13 protein-coding genes are annotated in these 15,425 nt (G+C 63.1%); 5 read left to right on the top strand and 8 right to left on the bottom strand.

Translation table 11 applies throughout. From position 1 onward, the window contains the following. Positions 1-178: 178 nt before the first annotated feature. From ACEPP2_RS12425 to alr, 5 genes are all read right to left on the bottom strand, one after another. Positions 179-919, bottom strand: coding sequence for an SDR family NAD(P)-dependent oxidoreductase (locus tag ACEPP2_RS12425; RefSeq protein ID WP_152340533.1), 741 nt, complete (start codon positions 917-919; stop codon positions 179-181). A 98-nt stretch (positions 920-1,017) separates the two neighbouring features. Next, positions 1,018-2,520, bottom strand: coding sequence for an amidophosphoribosyltransferase (gene purF / locus ACEPP2_RS12420; RefSeq protein WP_395516778.1), 1,503 nt, complete (start codon positions 2,518-2,520; stop codon positions 1,018-1,020). A 132-nt stretch (positions 2,521-2,652) separates the two neighbouring features. Then, positions 2,653-3,255 carry a CvpA family protein gene (locus tag ACEPP2_RS12415; RefSeq protein WP_395516777.1) on the bottom strand — a complete coding sequence of 201 codons (603 nt, stop codon included), beginning with the start codon at positions 3,253-3,255 and terminating at the stop codon, positions 2,653-2,655. Positions 3,256-3,340: 85 nt separating this feature from the next. Further along, the gene (radA, locus tag ACEPP2_RS12410) at positions 3,341-4,744 is read right to left on the bottom strand and encodes a DNA repair protein RadA (protein WP_281977627.1); all 1,404 of its coding nucleotides are present in this window, start codon (positions 4,742-4,744) and stop codon (positions 3,341-3,343) included. An 84-nt stretch (positions 4,745-4,828) separates the two neighbouring features. After that, entirely contained in the window at positions 4,829-5,989 is a 1,161-nt protein-coding gene (alr, locus tag ACEPP2_RS12405) for an alanine racemase (RefSeq protein WP_281977626.1), read from the bottom strand. Positions 5,990-6,089: 100 nt separating this feature from the next. On the opposite strand from alr, the gene ACEPP2_RS12400 reads away from it, so the two are divergent. From ACEPP2_RS12400 to ACEPP2_RS12390, 3 genes are all read left to right on the top strand, one after another. Beyond that, the gene (locus tag ACEPP2_RS12400; RefSeq protein ID WP_281977678.1) at positions 6,090-6,947 is read left to right on the top strand and encodes an AraC family transcriptional regulator; all 858 of its coding nucleotides are present in this window, start codon (positions 6,090-6,092) and stop codon (positions 6,945-6,947) included. 71 nt (positions 6,948-7,018) lie between these two features. Next, entirely contained in the window at positions 7,019-7,726 is a 708-nt protein-coding gene (locus ACEPP2_RS12395) for an AzlC family ABC transporter permease (RefSeq protein ID WP_395516776.1), read from the top strand. Next, positions 7,723-8,025 carry an AzlD family protein gene (locus ACEPP2_RS12390; protein ID WP_395516775.1) on the top strand — a complete coding sequence of 101 codons (303 nt, stop codon included), beginning with the start codon at positions 7,723-7,725 and terminating at the stop codon, positions 8,023-8,025. Before ACEPP2_RS12395 ends, ACEPP2_RS12390 begins: the two co-directional genes overlap by 4 nt. A 19-nt stretch (positions 8,026-8,044) precedes the next feature. On the opposite strand, the gene ACEPP2_RS12385 is transcribed toward ACEPP2_RS12390, so the two are convergent. The 3 genes from ACEPP2_RS12385 to ACEPP2_RS12375 all read right to left on the bottom strand — a co-directional run bounded on the left by ACEPP2_RS12385 (position 8,045) and on the right by ACEPP2_RS12375 (position 12,870). Next, positions 8,045-9,547 (bottom strand): replicative DNA helicase, encoded by a 1,503-nt coding sequence (locus ACEPP2_RS12385; protein WP_052641897.1) that lies wholly within the window; start codon positions 9,545-9,547, stop codon positions 8,045-8,047. Positions 9,548-9,762: 215 nt separating this feature from the next. Then, a complete protein-coding gene (locus tag ACEPP2_RS12380; protein WP_395516819.1) occupies positions 9,763-11,811 on the bottom strand; it encodes a TRAP transporter permease in 2,049 nt (682 codons plus the stop codon). Positions 11,812-11,895: 84 nt separating this feature from the next. After that, entirely contained in the window at positions 11,896-12,870 is a 975-nt protein-coding gene (locus ACEPP2_RS12375; protein WP_077547055.1) for a TAXI family TRAP transporter solute-binding subunit, read from the bottom strand. 287 nt (positions 12,871-13,157) lie between these two features. On the opposite strand from ACEPP2_RS12375, the gene ugpB reads away from it, so the two are divergent. Together ugpB and ugpA are read left to right on the top strand one after the other, a co-directional pair. Further along, complete coding sequence (gene ugpB / locus ACEPP2_RS12370) at positions 13,158-14,468, top strand: sn-glycerol-3-phosphate ABC transporter substrate-binding protein UgpB (protein WP_395516774.1); 1,311 nt, start codon at positions 13,158-13,160, stop codon at positions 14,466-14,468. A 68-nt stretch (positions 14,469-14,536) separates the two neighbouring features. After that, entirely contained in the window at positions 14,537-15,418 is an 882-nt protein-coding gene (gene ugpA / locus ACEPP2_RS12365) for a sn-glycerol-3-phosphate ABC transporter permease UgpA (RefSeq protein ID WP_052637777.1), read from the top strand. The last annotated feature ends 7 nt before the right edge of the window (positions 15,419-15,425 follow it).

Raw genomic sequence — 15,425 nt, 5'->3', positions numbered from 1 at the left:
TCGTTTGTCTTCAGGCTTTTCGAGAGACGAAAACGGCCGGGCCAGCGCAGTGCACTAGCGAATAATGATCCCGCAAATGGAAATCGCCGTTTTCATGCGGCTGTTATGGCGCGGGGCCGGGCCTTGGTCAAGCGGGACGGGAACAACTATTGCGCTTGACCGGTCTCGGCCGCAATGATCACTCCGGCATGCGGTAGTCCACGAACTTGTTCTCGCGCACGACGAACAGGCGCCCCGTCTCCTTCATCTCGGGAGAGGCGAGCGGCAGGATGGCCGCGGCAACCTCGGCCGGATGCGGCAGAGTGTTCGGATCCTCGCCGGGCATGGCCTGGGCGCGCATGGCCGTCCGTGTTGCGCCGGGGTCGATCGAATTGACGCGCAGAGCCGTTCGCTGCTGTTCGGCGGCCCAGGTCCTAGCCAGTGCCTCGACGGCCGCCTTCGACGCGGAATAGGCGCCCCAGAATGGCCGGCACTTGTGAGCCGCGCCGGAGGAGAGGATCAATGCCCGTCCGGCATCCGATTTCAGGAGCAGCGGCTCGACGGAGCGGATCAGGCGCCAGGTGGCCGTGACATTGGTCAGCATCACCTTCTCGAACACTTTCGCCTCGATGTGCCCGATCGGCGAGATCACGCCGAGGATGCCGGCATTGGCGACGAGGATGTCGAGCTTGCCCCAGCGTTCGAAGATCGACCCGCCGAGCTGGTCGATGGCCTGCATGTCGGTCAGGTCGAACGGTACGAGCGTGGCGGATCCGCCTTCGGCCTTGATCGCATCGTCCAACTCTTCCAGTCCGCCGACGCTGCGGGCGCAGGCAATGACATGCGCACCCGCCTTTGCCAGTCCCAATGCGGTGAAATAGCCGATGCCGCGCGAAGCGCCGGTCACCAGAGCGATCCTGTCCTTCAGGTTGATCGTCATGTGCTGTCCCATTTCCTGCTGCGGCAAAGAAAAAGGCCGCGTTGCCGCAGCCTTCTAGTGCCTTTGGGCCCTGATGGAAACAGGCGAGTTGCCGCGGTTCAGCCGTTGCTGGCGAGCATGGAGACCTTGTTGCCCATGGCTTCGCCATTCTTGTCGAGAAGGCGCGTGGGGTAGTCGCCGGTGAAATAGTGATCGGTAAACTGCGGACGGGCCGGATTGCGCGGCTCGCCGCCAACGGCGCGATAGAGGCCGTCGATCGACAGGAACTGCAGCGAATCGGCGCGGATGTATGCGCACATCGCCTGCAGGCTGTCATACTGGTTGGCAAGCAGCTTGTCGGCATCCGGCGTGTCGATGCCGTAGAAGTCGGGATAGTAGATCATCGGGCTGGCAACCCGGATATGCACTTCCTTCGCACCGGCATCTCGGATCATCTGGACGATCTTCAGCGAGGTGGTTCCCCGCACGATCGAATCGTCGACCAGCACGACACGCTTGCCCTCGATCATCGCCCGGTTGGCGGAGTGCTTTAGTTTCACGCCGAAGGCGCGGATCTGCTGCGTCGGCTCGATGAAGGTGCGGCCGACATAGTGGTTGCGGATGATGCCGTACTCGAATGGAATGCCGCTTTCCTGGGCGTAGCCGAGCGCCGCTGGTGTCCCGCCGTCCGGAACGGGCACGACGACATCGGCCTCAACCGGCGCTTCCTTGGCGAGGTTCATGCCCATGTTCTTGCGCGCCACATAGACGCTGCGTCCGCCGACGACCGAGTCGGGGCGTGCGAAGTAGACATATTCGAACAGGCACAGGCGTTCCGGCTGCTGGTTGCCGGCCTTGCGGGCATCGATATCGATCGAACCGTCCGGCTGGACTTCGCAGATGATGACCTCGCCGTTCTCCACGTCGCGGATGTACTTCGCGCCGATGATGTCGAGCGCACAGGTCTCGGAGCAGAAGATCGGCTTGCCGTCGAGCTCGCCCATGACCAGCGGCCGGATGCCGGTCGGGTCGCGGGCGGCGATCAGCTTCGTCCGGGTCATCGCGACCATCGAATAGCCGCCCTCCATCTGCCGGATCGCGTCGATGAAGCGGTCGGCCGTCGAGGTGTATCGCGAGCGGGCGATCAGGTGCAGGACCACCTCCGTGTCGGAGGTCGACTGGCAGATGGCGCCGCCGGCGATCAACTGGCGACGTAGCGTCAGGCCGTTGGTGAAGTTGCCGTTATGGGCAATCGCAATGCCGCCCACCTCGAGTTCGGCGAACAGCGGCTGGACGTTGCGCAGCGCCACTTCGCCGGTGGTCGAATAGCGGACATGGCCGATGGCGATCGTGCCGGGCAGTTTCGCGAGGGTGACCGGGTCGGTGTAGTGGTCGCCGACGAGGCCCATGCGGCGTTCCGAGTGAAAGCGCTGGCCGTCGAAGGAGACGATGCCGGCAGCTTCCTGGCCCCGGTGCTGCAGCGCGTGCAGACCAAGTGCCGTCAGTGTCGCTGCTTCGGGATGCCCGAGAATGCCGAAGACGCCGCATTCCTCGTGAAGCGTGTCACCGTCGAGATCACCACGAATGTCATCTGCGGTCGTCTGCGAAACCGGCTCGTTCATCTGCTGGCCCTTGCCTCTCGGAAAAATGGAAGAGCCGGCCGGGGAGGAGGTCCCCCAATGCCAGCTCGCTCCAGTGTGTTCAATACTAGCACAAGTGGTGATGCCTGGCCGCGCATCAAGCGCGAGAAAACGTCAATTATTTGTCGCAGGGGCGTCTTCGGCCGGAGCGGTCTCCGCCGGCGGTTGGCCCTGGGCAGGTGCGCCATCGGCCGGTACCTCCTCCTGACCGGTGATGCGGGCACGGATCTGCGGCTCGATATCTTCCGGCAGCACGGCCTGCAGCCGCCCAACCAGCGTGTCGAGGAAGGGCTTCGACTTCGACTGGCTTACCCATTCCGGCTGTGAGCGGACATCGACCAGCCAGTTCCAGAAGGCGACGGCGACGACCAGGAGCAGGATGCCGCGCGCGGCGCCGAACAGGAAGCCGAGGGTACGATCCAGCGCGCCGATGCGGCTGTCGATGATGAAGTCGGCAATCCGGGACGTGATGAAGGAAATGATGATCAGCGCGACGAGGAAGATGATGCCGGCAGACCCGGCGATCGCGATGCGGTCGTCCGTCGTGTAGTTCTGCGCGTAGGGCACGAGCAATGGATAGAGGTAGTAGGCGGCCGCCACGGAGCCGACCCAGCTTGCGATCGACAGCACCTCGCGGGAAAAGCCGCGAACCATGGCAAGCACGGCAGACAACAGCGTGACGCCGATGACGATGCCGTCAAAGATCGTGATGGGCATGTAAGATGTACTCCAAGACTTGGCCGTGGCCACGGCCCCCCGCGTTCCGGCTGTCTCTTACAACAGTGGTGCGGGTAACGGAAGATCAATCATCTTCTTGCGTTTTCGCAAGCCGGGCAGCGGAGCCGGCGATGCGGCTGACGAGGTCGGGCAGGTCCTCGATTTCGGTCCAGCGGCTGGCGGAGGACTTCGGAAGTTCGGCAGAACTCGCCGGCAACAGGGCACCTGCGAAGCCCAGTTTCTCTGCCTCCTTCAGGCGTTGGGCGGTCTGGGAAACCGGCCGGACGGCCCCCGAAAGGCTGATCTCGCCGAAATAGACGCAGTCGGAGGGGAGGGCGGTTCCGGCGAGCGACGAGACCAGTGCCGATGCCACGGCGATGTCCGCTGCCGGCTCGGTGATCCGGTACCCGCCTGCGACATTGAGGTAGACGTCATGCTGGCCGAGCCGCACGCCGCAATGTGCCTCGAGCACGGCGAGAATCATTGCCAGCCGCGACGAATCCCAGCCGACGACCGCGCGCCGCGGCGTCCCCAGCGATGTGGGCGCCACCAGTGCCTGAACCTCGACCAGCACCGGACGCGTTCCCTCCATCCCGGCAAAGACGGCGGCGCCCGGAGACTTGGCGTTTCGCTCCCCGAGGAAGAGTTCGGACGGGTTGGTGACCTCGCGAAGCCCGATGTCCGACATCTCGAAGACGCCGATTTCGTCCGTAGGGCCGAAGCGGTTCTTGACGGTGCGCAGGATGCGGTAGTGGTGGCCACGGTCACCCTCGAAGTAGAGGACGGCGTCGACCATATGCTCGACAACGCGGGGCCCGGCGATCTGGCCTTCCTTGGTGACATGGCCGACGAGCACCATGGCTGCCCCCGTCTGCTTGGCGAAGCGGATCATCGCCTGCACGCCGGTGCGAACCTGCGTTACGGTGCCGGGAGCGGAATCGGCTGTGTCGCTCCACAGCGTCTGGATGGAATCGATGATGACGAGGTCTGGCCGCTTGCCTTCGGCTAGAGTGGCAAGAATGTCCTCCACGTTGGTCTCCGCCGCGAGCAGTACTTCCGTGTCGGCTGCACCAAGCCGCTGTGCCCGCAGCCGCACCTGTGCAACGGCTTCTTCACCCGAGACATAGATGACGCGATGGCCGCGTCGCGACAGGGCAGCCGCGGCTTGCATCAGGAGCGTCGACTTGCCGATCCCTGGATCGCCGCCGACCAGCACCGCCGAGCCACGGACGAAGCCGCCACCGGTGACGCGGTCGAGTTCGGATATGCCGGAATGGATGCGAGGAGCTTCCTCCGTCTCGCCGGAAAGCGTGGTGAGCGCAACAGGTCGGCCCTTCTTCGGCGCCCGCGATGGGCCGCCGCCGATCCCGCCCATCGGGTCTTCCTCGACGATGGTGTTCCATTCGCCGCAGCCGTCGCATTTCCCGGCCCAGCGTGAGTGGACGGTGCCGCAGTTCTGGCACACGAATTGGGTCTTGGGCTTGGCCATGGATCTGTCGCCGCTGAGCTTACTGAAGGAACAAAAAAGGAACAAAAGCTGTAGTGTAGCAGGCTGGCCTTGGCAAGACCGCCGTCATTCCGCTTCGAGGTAACGGCGCTCGTGGCGTAGGCCGAGGCTCGTCAGCATTTCGTAGCCGATTGTTCCCGCGGCGCGGGCGACCTCATCGACCGGCATGTTCGGGCCGAACAATTCGATGTAGTCGCCACTGCGCACAGCGCCGTCTGGGACGTCGGTCACGTCGAAGATCGTCAGGTCCATGGTGATGCGTCCGATGACCGGCACGCGATGGCCGGCAATGAAGCCGAAGCCGCCCGAGATCCCGCCGGTACGAAGGGGGATGCCGGATCCGGACAACGAGCGGAGGTAGCCATCCGCATAGCCCACGGACGCGATCGCGAGCCGGCTGGCGCGTTCCAACTGATGGGTGGCGCCGTAGCTGACGGTACCTCCGACTGCTGCCTCCCGGATCTGTACAATCCTCGCTTCCGCTGTCGCCACCGGCCGCAACGGCTTCATGCCGTTCACGGCCTCGCCGCCGTAGAGCGCGATGCCGGGCCGGGTCAGGTCGAAATGGTATTCGGGGCCGAGGAAGATCCCGGCGGAAGCTGAAAGGCTTGATTCGATACCTTCGAATGCGGCGCTAACCTGCCGGAAAGATTCAAGCTGTGCCTTGTTGCTGGCGGCCGATGGCGTATCGCCGCTGTGAAGGTGCGACAGGACCAGCACGGGCGAGAAGCTGGCTGGACGCGACACATCTTCCGCCAGCGCCAGGGCATCCTGCATCGGCAGGCCGAGCCGGTTGAACCCCGTGTCCACCTGCAGTGCGCAGGGGTAGTCCCCGTATTCGGCAATCACACCCATCCACAAGGCAAGCTGCTCTTCCGAGGCGATCACCGGGACCAGGTCGTTCTCGAAGAACATCCGCTCCTGCCCGGGCCAGATGCCCGAGAGCACGAATATGCGAGCCTCAGGCGCATAGGCGCGCAGCGTCACACCTTCCTGGACGACCGCGACGAAGAAATCGCGAGCGCCCGCCTCGTAAAGCGTCGCCCCGCAGTCCTCCAGCCCCAGGCCATAGGCGTCTGCCTTGACCACGGCGGCAGTGCGCGCACTACCCGACCGCCGCGCCATGTCCCGCCAGTTTTCGGAAAGGGCGCCAAGATCAACAGTCAGCCGCACCGGGGCGATATCGAAAGGGTCGGCGTCACTCGGAAACTCGTCTTGGTCAGTCATGGCATTCCTGCAATTTACATATCGGCTGCGCATCTTGCGCGACGGCGAACCTATCACTTTTGTTCAATACCGGAACGCTTCCCCAGGCTATTATGGCGCTATGCACAGCGTTTCTCAGGAACATGCCCTGAATGCCACGCCGATCGCCGAAGCCGAATCCACGCGGTTCTGGCGTGACGAGCGCTTTGGCGGCATGGAATGCCTGAGCGCGACCTTCCTGACCCATGAATATGCGCCGCACGCGCATGACACCTACAGCATCGGCGCCATCGAGCATGGCGCACAGATCTCGACCATCAAGGGCTCACGGGAAAGCACCGGGCCGGGCAGTCTCTACCTTATCAACCCCGGTGAAGTGCACGACGGGGCGCCCGCCGGCAGCGGCTATCGCTACCGGATGATCTATCCCGACGCTGCCCTGATGCGCAGTGTTCTGGAGGATGTCACCGGCCGTGCCGTCAACGGCACCCCTGCATTCCGCACGCACTTGCCGGTGGATCCGGAGATGGCGCGGACCTTCCAGATCGCCCACCGCCGCCTCGAGGCGAATGTGGGGCTGCTGGAGGCGGACGAGGGGATGTTTGCCGTACTGGTCGGCTTGTTTCGACGTCACGGCGAAGCCATCATCATTCCTCCGGAGACCCGTGAGCGAAGCGCGGTTTGGCATGCGCGCGACTACCTCGCGGAGAACTACGAAAGCGACATCGGGCTCGAGGAACTGGCGCGGATTGCGGGACTCAGCCGGGCGCATCTTATCCGGGCCTTCCGCAAGGAATTCCACATCACGCCGCATGCCTTTCTGACCGACGTACGCATCCGCCAGGCGCGCCGCCTGCTGCGTGCCGGCGCACCGCCTGCGACGGTCGCATTGGAGTGCGGCTTCGCCGACCAGGCGCACTTCACGCGCCACTTCAAGGCGCGCATCGGCGTGACACCCGGCCAGTATCGGGCCGCCTGATCACTTTCCTTCAAGACCAGCCTCGAGATGATCCTTAGGACGTCCGGACGTGAAATGTCGCGAGGTCTGAAATGGAAATCGTCACGGGCAGGCGGGCAGAGTTCTTTGCCGGGGCGCGCGCCATCCTTCCCCTACTGGTCGCCGTTGTCCCGGTCGGTGCCGTGTTCGGCGCGGCGGCGGTAACCAAGGGATTGACTGTCGCCGAGGCGGTTCTGATGAGCGCCATGGTCTTCGCCGGCGGATCGCAGTTCGTCGCCATGGATATCTGGACCCATCCAGCGAGCTGGACCGGCATCGGTTCTGCAGCCCTCCTGGTCAATCTCCGTCACGTGCTGATGGGGGCGTCCATCGCAGGCAAGATGCGGCGGTTCACCCGTCTCCAGACCGCAGCGGCAATGCCCTTTCTTGCGGACGAACTCTGGGCGATCTCGGAGATGCGGGCCACAACGTCGGAAGGCCTGACGCCGGCGTGGTACGCGGGCATCGTCGCGCCCTTTTACGCGGCCTGGATCGTCTCGACGCTCGCAGGCGCCGTTCTTGGCAGCATTGTGGGGGATCCCGCCGTCGTGGGGCTGGATTTCGCGTTTCCGGCCGTCTTTCTCGTCCTCATCCTTGGATTCTGGAAGGGCCCCAGCACCGCTGCCGTCATCATCACAAGCGCCATAGCGGCACTTCTCACGCGACAGGTGACCGAAGGTGTCTGGTACATCCTGGCCGGCGCCACAGCCGGACTTCTCTGCGCGGCATTTGCCGGTGCCAAGGAGAGGCTCCCTGGATGACCATCGCGGCCCCCACCTTCGCGGTCATCGTCGCGATGGCTGTTGCGACACTCCTGACGAGGTACGGCGGCCTCGTTCTTGTCCGGTTCATAACGCCGCAGGGCAGGGCGAAGCGGATGCTGGAGGCGATCCCGCCAGCTGTGCTGACCGCGGTGGTCGTCCCGACCGCTCTCGCGACCGGCATTGCCGAAACAGCCGGTTGCGCCGTGACCATTCTGGCGGCACTTCGCCTGTCGCTGCTGCCGAGCGTCCTGATCGGGATGGCCTGCGTGGCGGTCTTGCGGGCGGCGGCACTCTGATCCCGCCACCGCCAAGGCATCAGTGCTCTTCGTACTGGGTGAAGCTCGGGTCGGCGAGATCCGCGAAGCGCGTGTATTCCGACTGGAAGGCGAGCTTGACGGTGCCGGTGGGACCATGGCGCTGCTTGGCGATGATCACGTCAGCCGTGCCCTTCACCTTGTCCATGTGGGCTTCCCATTCCGGATATTTGGGATCGTGCGGATCCCGCGGCTCCATGTTCTTGACGTAGTATTCCTCGCGGAACACAAAGAGCACCACGTCGGCGTCCTGCTCGATCGAACCCGATTCACGAAGGTCGGAGAGCTGCGGGCGCTTGTCTTCGCGGCTTTCCACCTGACGCGACAGCTGCGAGAGCGCGATGATCGGGACGTTCAGTTCCTTGCCGAGTGCCTTGAGGCCCGTGGTGATCTGCGTGATTTCCTGTACGCGGTTGTCGCCGCCCTTGCCGGAGCCGGTCATCAGCTGGATATAGTCGACCACCAGGCAGTCGAGCCCTCGCTGCCGCTTCAGGCGACGCGCACGGGCGGAAAGCTGGGCGATCGAGATACCACCCGTCTGGTCGATGAAGAGGGGGACCTTCTGCATCATCTGGCTGCAGGCCACGAGCTTCTCGAAGTCAGCTTCGGTGATGTCGCCGCGGCGGATCTTGGAGGAGGAGACTTCCGTCTGCTCCGAGATGATACGGGTCGCCAGCTGTTCGGCGGACATTTCGAGCGAATAGAAGCCGACGACGCCGCCATTCCTCGCCTTGAAGCTGCCGTCGGCCTGGACCTCCGGCTCGTAGGCTGCGGCGATGTTGTAGGCGATATTGGTGGCAAGCGAGGTCTTGCCCATGCCCGGACGCCCGGCAAGCACGATCAAGTCGGACCGCTGCAGGCCGCCCATCTTGCCGTCCAGCGACATGATGCCGGTCGAGATGCCCGAAAGATGCCCGTCACGTTCGAAAGCGGCGCCGGCCATGTCGATCGCCTGCGCGACGGCGTCGTTGAAGGACTGGAAACCGCCGTCGTAGCGGCCCGTTTCGGCCAATTCGAACAGCCGCCGCTCGGTATCCTCGATCTGCGTCTGTGGCGGCATGTCGAGCGGCGCGTCATAGGCGATGTTGACCATGTCCTCGCCGATGGTGATCAGCGCGCGGCGAAGCGCAAGATCGTAGATCGCGCGGCCATAATCCTCGGCGTTGATGATCGATACGGCCTCAGCGGCGAGGCGGGCGAGATATTGCGCCACCGTCAGGTCACCGACCCGCTCGTCGGCCGGCAGGAAGGTCTTGATGGTGACGGGGTTCGCCGTCTTGCCCATGCGGATGATGTCGCCGGCAACCTCGAAGATCTTCCGGTGCAGCGGCTCATAGAGATGCACCGGCTTCAGGAAGTCGGACACCCTATAATAGGCATCGTTGTTGACGAGTATGGCGCCGAGCAGCGCCTGCTCCGCCTCGATATTGTTGGGAGCTTCCCGGTAGTGGGGCTCGGCGTCCTTGTTGCTGAGCGCCGTCAGCTTGCGTGCTGCGTCCTGCATGGCATCCATTCAATGTCTTCGGGTTCGGCGCGATCATACAGAAGATTGCGGCGGAGCAAGGGGCGGCCGGCGAACTAATCAACGCCATAGCCGATCTCCACAGCCTGCGTCCGCCTGTGGAAAAATAACGCGCCGAACCTAACAAGATGATTTGACCGTGGCAGATCGGTCGACGTCCGCCACGGGCTACAGATGATAGGTCGCTGGCTGATTCGCTACAAGGCGACTGCTCCGGTCCGATACCCGGAGATTTGCCGCAGCAGCACCGGCAGGATCAGCGCCACGCCAATGAGCGAAGACGTCAGTTCCGGCGCGACGAGAAGGATGGCGGCAACGATCAGCAGCACGTTCTCCCAGGCCTTTGTTCTGACCAGCATGAAGCCGGAAAGGGCGGCGCCGAGGCAGGTTATGCCGAGCGTGCAACCGATGAAGGCCACCAGGAAATTGCCCCAGGTGAAGTCCGCGGTCACCAGCAGCAGCGATGGCGAGAAGACGAACACGAACGGCACAAGGACCTTGCCGAGACCCAGGCGGAAGGCCGTGTTGCCCGTTCTGAAGGGATCGGCACCGGCCATGCCGGCCGCGGCATAGGCCGCCAGTGCCACCGGCGGGGTGATGTCGGCCAGCACTCCGTAATAGAAGACGAAGAAATGCGCGACGATCGGCTCGACGCCCAGCATTCCGAGGGTCGGGGCCGCGATGGTCGCCATGATGATGTAGTTCGCCGTCGTCGGAATGCCGCAGCCCATCAGGATGCAGACGATACCGGTCATGATCAGGGTGAACAGCAGCGTCAGCGCCTGCGGCCCGAACAGGTCGACGGGCAGGATCGTGCCGACGAATGCGGCCATCTGCGCGGCCGTCGTCGTGACGATGTAGGAAATCTTGAAGCCGACGCCGGTCAGGGTGACGACGCCGACGATGATGCCGACCGTTGCCGCAGCCGCGCCCACGGCGAGCGCATATTTCGCCCCGTCGCGCAGGCCTTCGTAGACTTCCTTCAGCGACATCCGCCGGCGCGGATTGATGAGCCCGACGAGCACGCAGAGCGTGATTCCCCAAAAGGCGGCGAGATAGGGTGTATAGCCCGACAGCAGGACCCCGATCAGCACGACCAGCGGAATGACGGTCGGCCAGTCACGCTTGAAGGCTTCGGTGAGGTCCGGCATCTCTTCCCTGGTCATGCCGCGAAGGCCGGTGCGCTTGGCTTCGAAGTGCACCTGGATCAGCACGCCGAAGAAATGCATGAAGGCGGGTATGATCGCCGCCAGGATGATCGTCGTATAGGGCAGGTTGAGGAATTCGATCATCAGGAAGGCGGCAGCGCCCATGATCGGTGGCGTGATCTGTCCGCCGGTCGAGGAGGCCGCCTCGACCGCTGCCGCGAACTGCCGCTTGTAGCCAAGCCGGATCATCGCCGGAATGGTGAGGGAGCCGACGGTCACGGTGTTGGCGACGGATGAGCCGGAAATCATGCCGAACAGCGCCGAACCGAAGATCGATACCTTCGCGGGTCCACCGGCAAAGCGTCCCGCGACCCAGGCCGCGCAATCCAGGAACAGCTGCCCGAGACCAATTCGGGTCGCGAATACGCCGAACAGCACGAAGTGGAAGACGTAGGTTGCGACGACACCGAGCGCGATCCCGTAGATGCCCTGGCTCGTCAGGTAGAGATGGTTGACGAGCTGCGAAAAGCTTGCTCCCGGGTGAACAAGGATGCCCGGCATGGATGGCCCGTACAGCGAGTAGGCCATGAACAGGACCGCGATGATCGGCAGCGGCCAGCCGACGGACCGGCGGGTCGCCTCCAGAAGCACCAGAATGAGGATGCCGCCGAGAACCACGTCCGTCGTCGTCGGGTTGCCGACCCGGAAGGCCAGATCGTCAAGCGGGATGAAAGGCACATGCAGCACGGCCACGACGGCGCCGATGGCAAGCGCCCAGTCGAAGATCGGTATGCCGAGAGGACGAACGAGGGTCGATCTCGCGGGCTCGTGGTAGCCCTTCTTCGCGAAGGGGAAGACGAGGAAGATCAGGCCGAGGACGAAGGAGAGGTGTATCCCTCGGTGGAAGACCTCCGACAGCAGCCCGAAGCCGGCGGTATAGTAATGGAAGATGGAAAGGGCGACGAGCAGCGCGCCGACGAGCCGTACGGCGAGGGGAGCAAGCGGCCGGAAGCGGATCTCCGAATCGAACTGCTCTTCCAGCTCGCGCGCTTTCGCTTCGTCCAGCTCCATCGGAGCGATCTTGTCGCCGTCGGCCATCGTCATTCCCCGGTTCTGTCTTTCAACGGAAAGCGGCGGTCAGCTCTGGGCAGACCGCCGCTGTCTCTGTCAAGCGCGATGCGCTTACTTCAGGACGCCCGCTTCCTTATAGAAGCGTTCTGCACCCGGATGCAGCGGAATGCCGAGGCTGGTCGTGGCATTTTCCAGGGTGATCATCTTGCCCTTGGCATGACCGGCATCGAGTTCCTTGCGGGAGTTCTCGTTCCACAGCGTCTTGGTGATGTTGTAAACGAGATCGTCCGACTGCTTGGCGCTGGTTACCCACTGCGCAGCAACCGAGATCGTCTGCGTTTCGCCGACGCCGCTGTAGGTATCGGCCGGTACTGTGTCCTTCGAGAAGAAGCTGTACTCTTCCAGCAGCTTGTCGACTTCGGGGCCGCTGATCGGCACGAGCGAGATGCCCGCCGAGGTGGCGAGTTCGGAAACCGCGCCGGTCGGATAGCCGCCGACGAAGAAGTAGGCGTCGAGGCCGCCGTCGCGCAGCAGGTCGCCGGCGGGGCCGGGCTTCAGGTGCTCGGCCTGGATGTCGTCTTCGGTGAGGCCGTAGGCGCCGAGAACGATGCGGGCATCGACGATCGTGCCGGAGCCAGGCTCGTCGATCGACACGCGCTTGCCCTTCAGGTCGGCAATCGAGTTGATGCCTGCATCCTTGCGGGCCACCACATGGATCGTCTCGGGATAGAGCGTCGCGATCAGACGCAGATCTTCGACCTTGCCCTTGCCTTCATAGAGGCCGGTTCCCGTGTGGGCCCAGTAGGCGACGTCGGACTGGGTGAAGCCGGACTCCATCGAGCCGCCCTGGATGGCGTTGATGTTGGCGACGGAGCCGTTCGAAGCGACCGCCGTTGCGACCAGTCCTTCGACACCCTTGCCCTCGGCGCCGGAGATCGCGTTGGCGATCAGGCCGCCGATCGGATAGTAGGTTCCTGCGGTGCCGCCGGTGCCGATGCGGAAGAAGGCGGGCGATTGCGCGAGCGCGACACTGGCGCCGATTGCCACTACGCCGGCGATGGCGAGAAAACTCTTCTTCAGTTTCATTGGGGTTCCCTTTCTCCTGTTTCCGCCACCATGGATAAGGTCACGTCCGGATGTCAACTCTTGGCACCTCGCTGGCGCTCTATTCAGGTCCATAGGTGCGAACAGGGTAAACACGAGCCCGTTCGAAAAAGAAACGAAAGGGAATCGAAAGTCGCTAGCGATTATCCCATTGTCAAAGCGCGCGTTTTTGAGTTAGCTGATTTAGGTTTGAACGATTACGGTGAGGCAACAGGTGAAAACGGGCCGCGCCGTGAAAAGCCAGTCAGTCATCGAAAGGGAGGAAGACCATGAAAACCACGAAGATCGCTGCCTCGGCAGCTACTGCGAGCCTTGCGCTGCTTTGGGCATCCAGCGCGCTGGCCGTGACGGAACTGCAATGGTGGCATGCCATGACGGGCGCCAACAACGAAGTGGTTGATACGCTCGCGAAGGAATTCAACGAGAAGCAGAGCGAGTACAAGATCGTTCCCGTGTTCAAGGGCACCTATCCGGAAACGCTGAACGCTGGCATCGCCGCTTTCCGCGCGAAGAACGCGCCGGCAATCATCCAGGTCTTCGACGTCGGTACGGGCGTCATGATGGGCGCTGAAGGCGCCGTTGTTCCGGTTGCCGAAGTCCTCGAAAAGGGTGGCTATACCTTCGACAAGTCGAAGTACCTGCCGGGCATCGTCGCTTACTATTCGAAGCCTGACGGCACGATGCTGTCCTTCCCCTACAACTCGTCCTCACCGATCCTCTACTACAACAAGGATATCTTCGAGAAAGCCGGCCTCGACGTCGATAACCCGCCGAAGACCTGGCCGGAAGTCTGGGAAGCCGCCCGAAAGATCAAGACCAGCGGCGCTGCCGAATGCGGCTACACTTCGACATGGCTGACCTGGATCCAGACAGAGAACTTCGCCGCCTGGAACAATGTACCTTATGCTACGGAAGAGAACGGTCTCGCAGCGACAGACGTCGAGTTGAAGATCAATGAGCCGGTCTTCGTCGAGCATTTCCAGTCGATTGCCGACCTCGCCAAGGAAGGCGTCTTCCGCTATGGCGGACGCACATCAGAAGCAAAGCAGCTCTTCCTGTCAGGTGAATGCGCGATCCTGACGGAATCCTCGGGCGGTCTCGGCGACATCGTCAAGAGCGGCATGAACTACGGTATCGGCCAGCTTCCCTATTACGAGGGCGAAGGCCGTCCGCAGAACACGATCCCGGGTGGCGCCAGCCTCTGGGTCTTCGGCGGCAAGACGGATGAAGAGTACAAGGGCATTGCCGAATTCTTCAACTTCCTGTCGCAGCCGGATATCCAGGCCCGCCTACACCAGGTTTCGGGTTATCTCCCCGTGACGATGGAAGCCTATAACGCCACGAAGGACTCGGGCTTCTACGAAAAGAACCCGGGCCGCGAGACGCCGATCCAGCAGATGATGGGCAAGGAGCCGACGGAAAACTCCAAGGGCGTTCGTCTCGTCAACCTCCCGCAGGTGCGTGACGTCCTCAACGAGGAGTTCGAAGCGATGCTTGCGGGCCAGCAGGATGCGCAGGCAGCACTCGACAAGGCAGTTGAGCGCGGCAACGCCGCCATCCAGCAGGCACTCGGCAACTAAGCCCGCCATGACATGCCGTCCGGACAGACCGTCCGGACGGCACTTCTGTTTTCTGAAGGGCCGCGCTTTTGCAGAACGTCGTCTTCCCCAACAAAATACTGCCGTATTTCCTGGTCGCTCCGCAGATCATCCTGACGGTCGTGTTCTTCTTCTGGCCCGCTAGCCAGGCACTCTACCAGTCCGCCATGCGCGAGGATCCCTTCGGCTTGCGGAGCACTTTCGTCGGCCTTGCCAACTTCACGGCGATCTTCAACGATCCCAACTACCTTCACTCGCTCCAGGTCACCGTGGTGTTCAGCCTCCTGACCGCCCTGTTGGCGATGGGGACGGCGCTTCTGCTGGCAACGGCGGCCGATCTTGTCGTGCGGGGCCGCGGCTTCTACCGCACCTTCATGATCGTTCCCTATGCGGTCGCTCCCGCGGTGGCCGGCATGCTGTGGCTTTTCATGTTCAACCCGGCCATGGGCACATTCGCTTACCTCCTCCGCCGCAATGGCGTGATGTGGGACCCGCTTCTCGACGGCAACCAGGCAATGCTGCTCGTCGTCGTCGCGGCGGCGTGGAAGCAGATCAGCTACAATTTCCTGTTCTTCGTTGCGGGCCTGCAGGCGATCCCGAAGTCGTTGCTCGAGGCGGCGGCAATCGATGGCGCGCGCGGCACTCGGCGCTTCTGGACCATCATCTTTCCGCTACTTGCCCCGACCACGTTCTTCCTGCTGGTCGTCAACACGGTCTACGCCTTCTTCGACACGTTCGGCATTATCCATGCCGTCACCGGTGGCGGCCCCGCCAAGGCCACGGAAACGCTTGTCTACAAGGTTTATAACGATGGCTTCGTGAACCTGAATCTCGGCTCTTCCGCCGCCCAGTCGGTCGTGCTGATGGTGATCGTGATCGCGCTCACGGCCTTCCAGTTCCGCTTCGTCGAGAAGAAAGTGCATTATGGTTGAGGCCCGC

This window comes from Pseudorhizobium flavum (assembly GCF_044142885.1).
In the GTDB taxonomy this organism is placed as follows: domain Bacteria; phylum Pseudomonadota; class Alphaproteobacteria; order Rhizobiales; family Rhizobiaceae; genus Neorhizobium; species Neorhizobium flavum.
Note: the sequence above shows the minus strand (reverse complement) of the source record. Positions and strands in the feature narration are given on the sequence as shown.

What these genes read in the sequence shown, in the direction of transcription:
- ACEPP2_RS12425 (WP_152340533.1), bottom strand. Translation starts at nt 919, where the DNA reads ATGACGATCAACCTGAAGGACAGGATCGCTCTGGTGACCGGCGCTTCG.
- purF (WP_395516778.1), bottom strand. Translation starts at nt 2,520, where the DNA reads ATGAACGAGCCGGTTTCGCAGACGACCGCAGATGACATTCGTGGTGAT.
- ACEPP2_RS12415 (WP_395516777.1), bottom strand. Translation starts at nt 3,255, where the DNA reads ATGCCCATCACGATCTTTGACGGCATCGTCATCGGCGTCACGCTGTTG.
- radA (WP_281977627.1), bottom strand. Translation starts at nt 4,744, where the DNA reads ATGGCCAAGCCCAAGACCCAATTCGTGTGCCAGAACTGCGGCACCGTC.
- alr (WP_281977626.1), bottom strand. Translation starts at nt 5,989, where the DNA reads ATGACTGACCAAGACGAGTTTCCGAGTGACGCCGACCCTTTCGATATC.
- ACEPP2_RS12400 (WP_281977678.1), top strand. Translation starts at nt 6,090, where the DNA reads ATGCACAGCGTTTCTCAGGAACATGCCCTGAATGCCACGCCGATCGCC.
- ACEPP2_RS12395 (WP_395516776.1), top strand. Translation starts at nt 7,019, where the DNA reads ATGGAAATCGTCACGGGCAGGCGGGCAGAGTTCTTTGCCGGGGCGCGC.
- ACEPP2_RS12390 (WP_395516775.1), top strand. Translation starts at nt 7,723, where the DNA reads ATGACCATCGCGGCCCCCACCTTCGCGGTCATCGTCGCGATGGCTGTT.
- ACEPP2_RS12385 (WP_052641897.1), bottom strand. Translation starts at nt 9,547, where the DNA reads ATGCAGGACGCAGCACGCAAGCTGACGGCGCTCAGCAACAAGGACGCC.
- ACEPP2_RS12380 (WP_395516819.1), bottom strand. Translation starts at nt 11,811, where the DNA reads ATGGCCGACGGCGACAAGATCGCTCCGATGGAGCTGGACGAAGCGAAA.
- ACEPP2_RS12375 (WP_077547055.1), bottom strand. Translation starts at nt 12,870, where the DNA reads ATGAAACTGAAGAAGAGTTTTCTCGCCATCGCCGGCGTAGTGGCAATC.
- ugpB (WP_395516774.1), top strand. Translation starts at nt 13,158, where the DNA reads ATGAAAACCACGAAGATCGCTGCCTCGGCAGCTACTGCGAGCCTTGCG.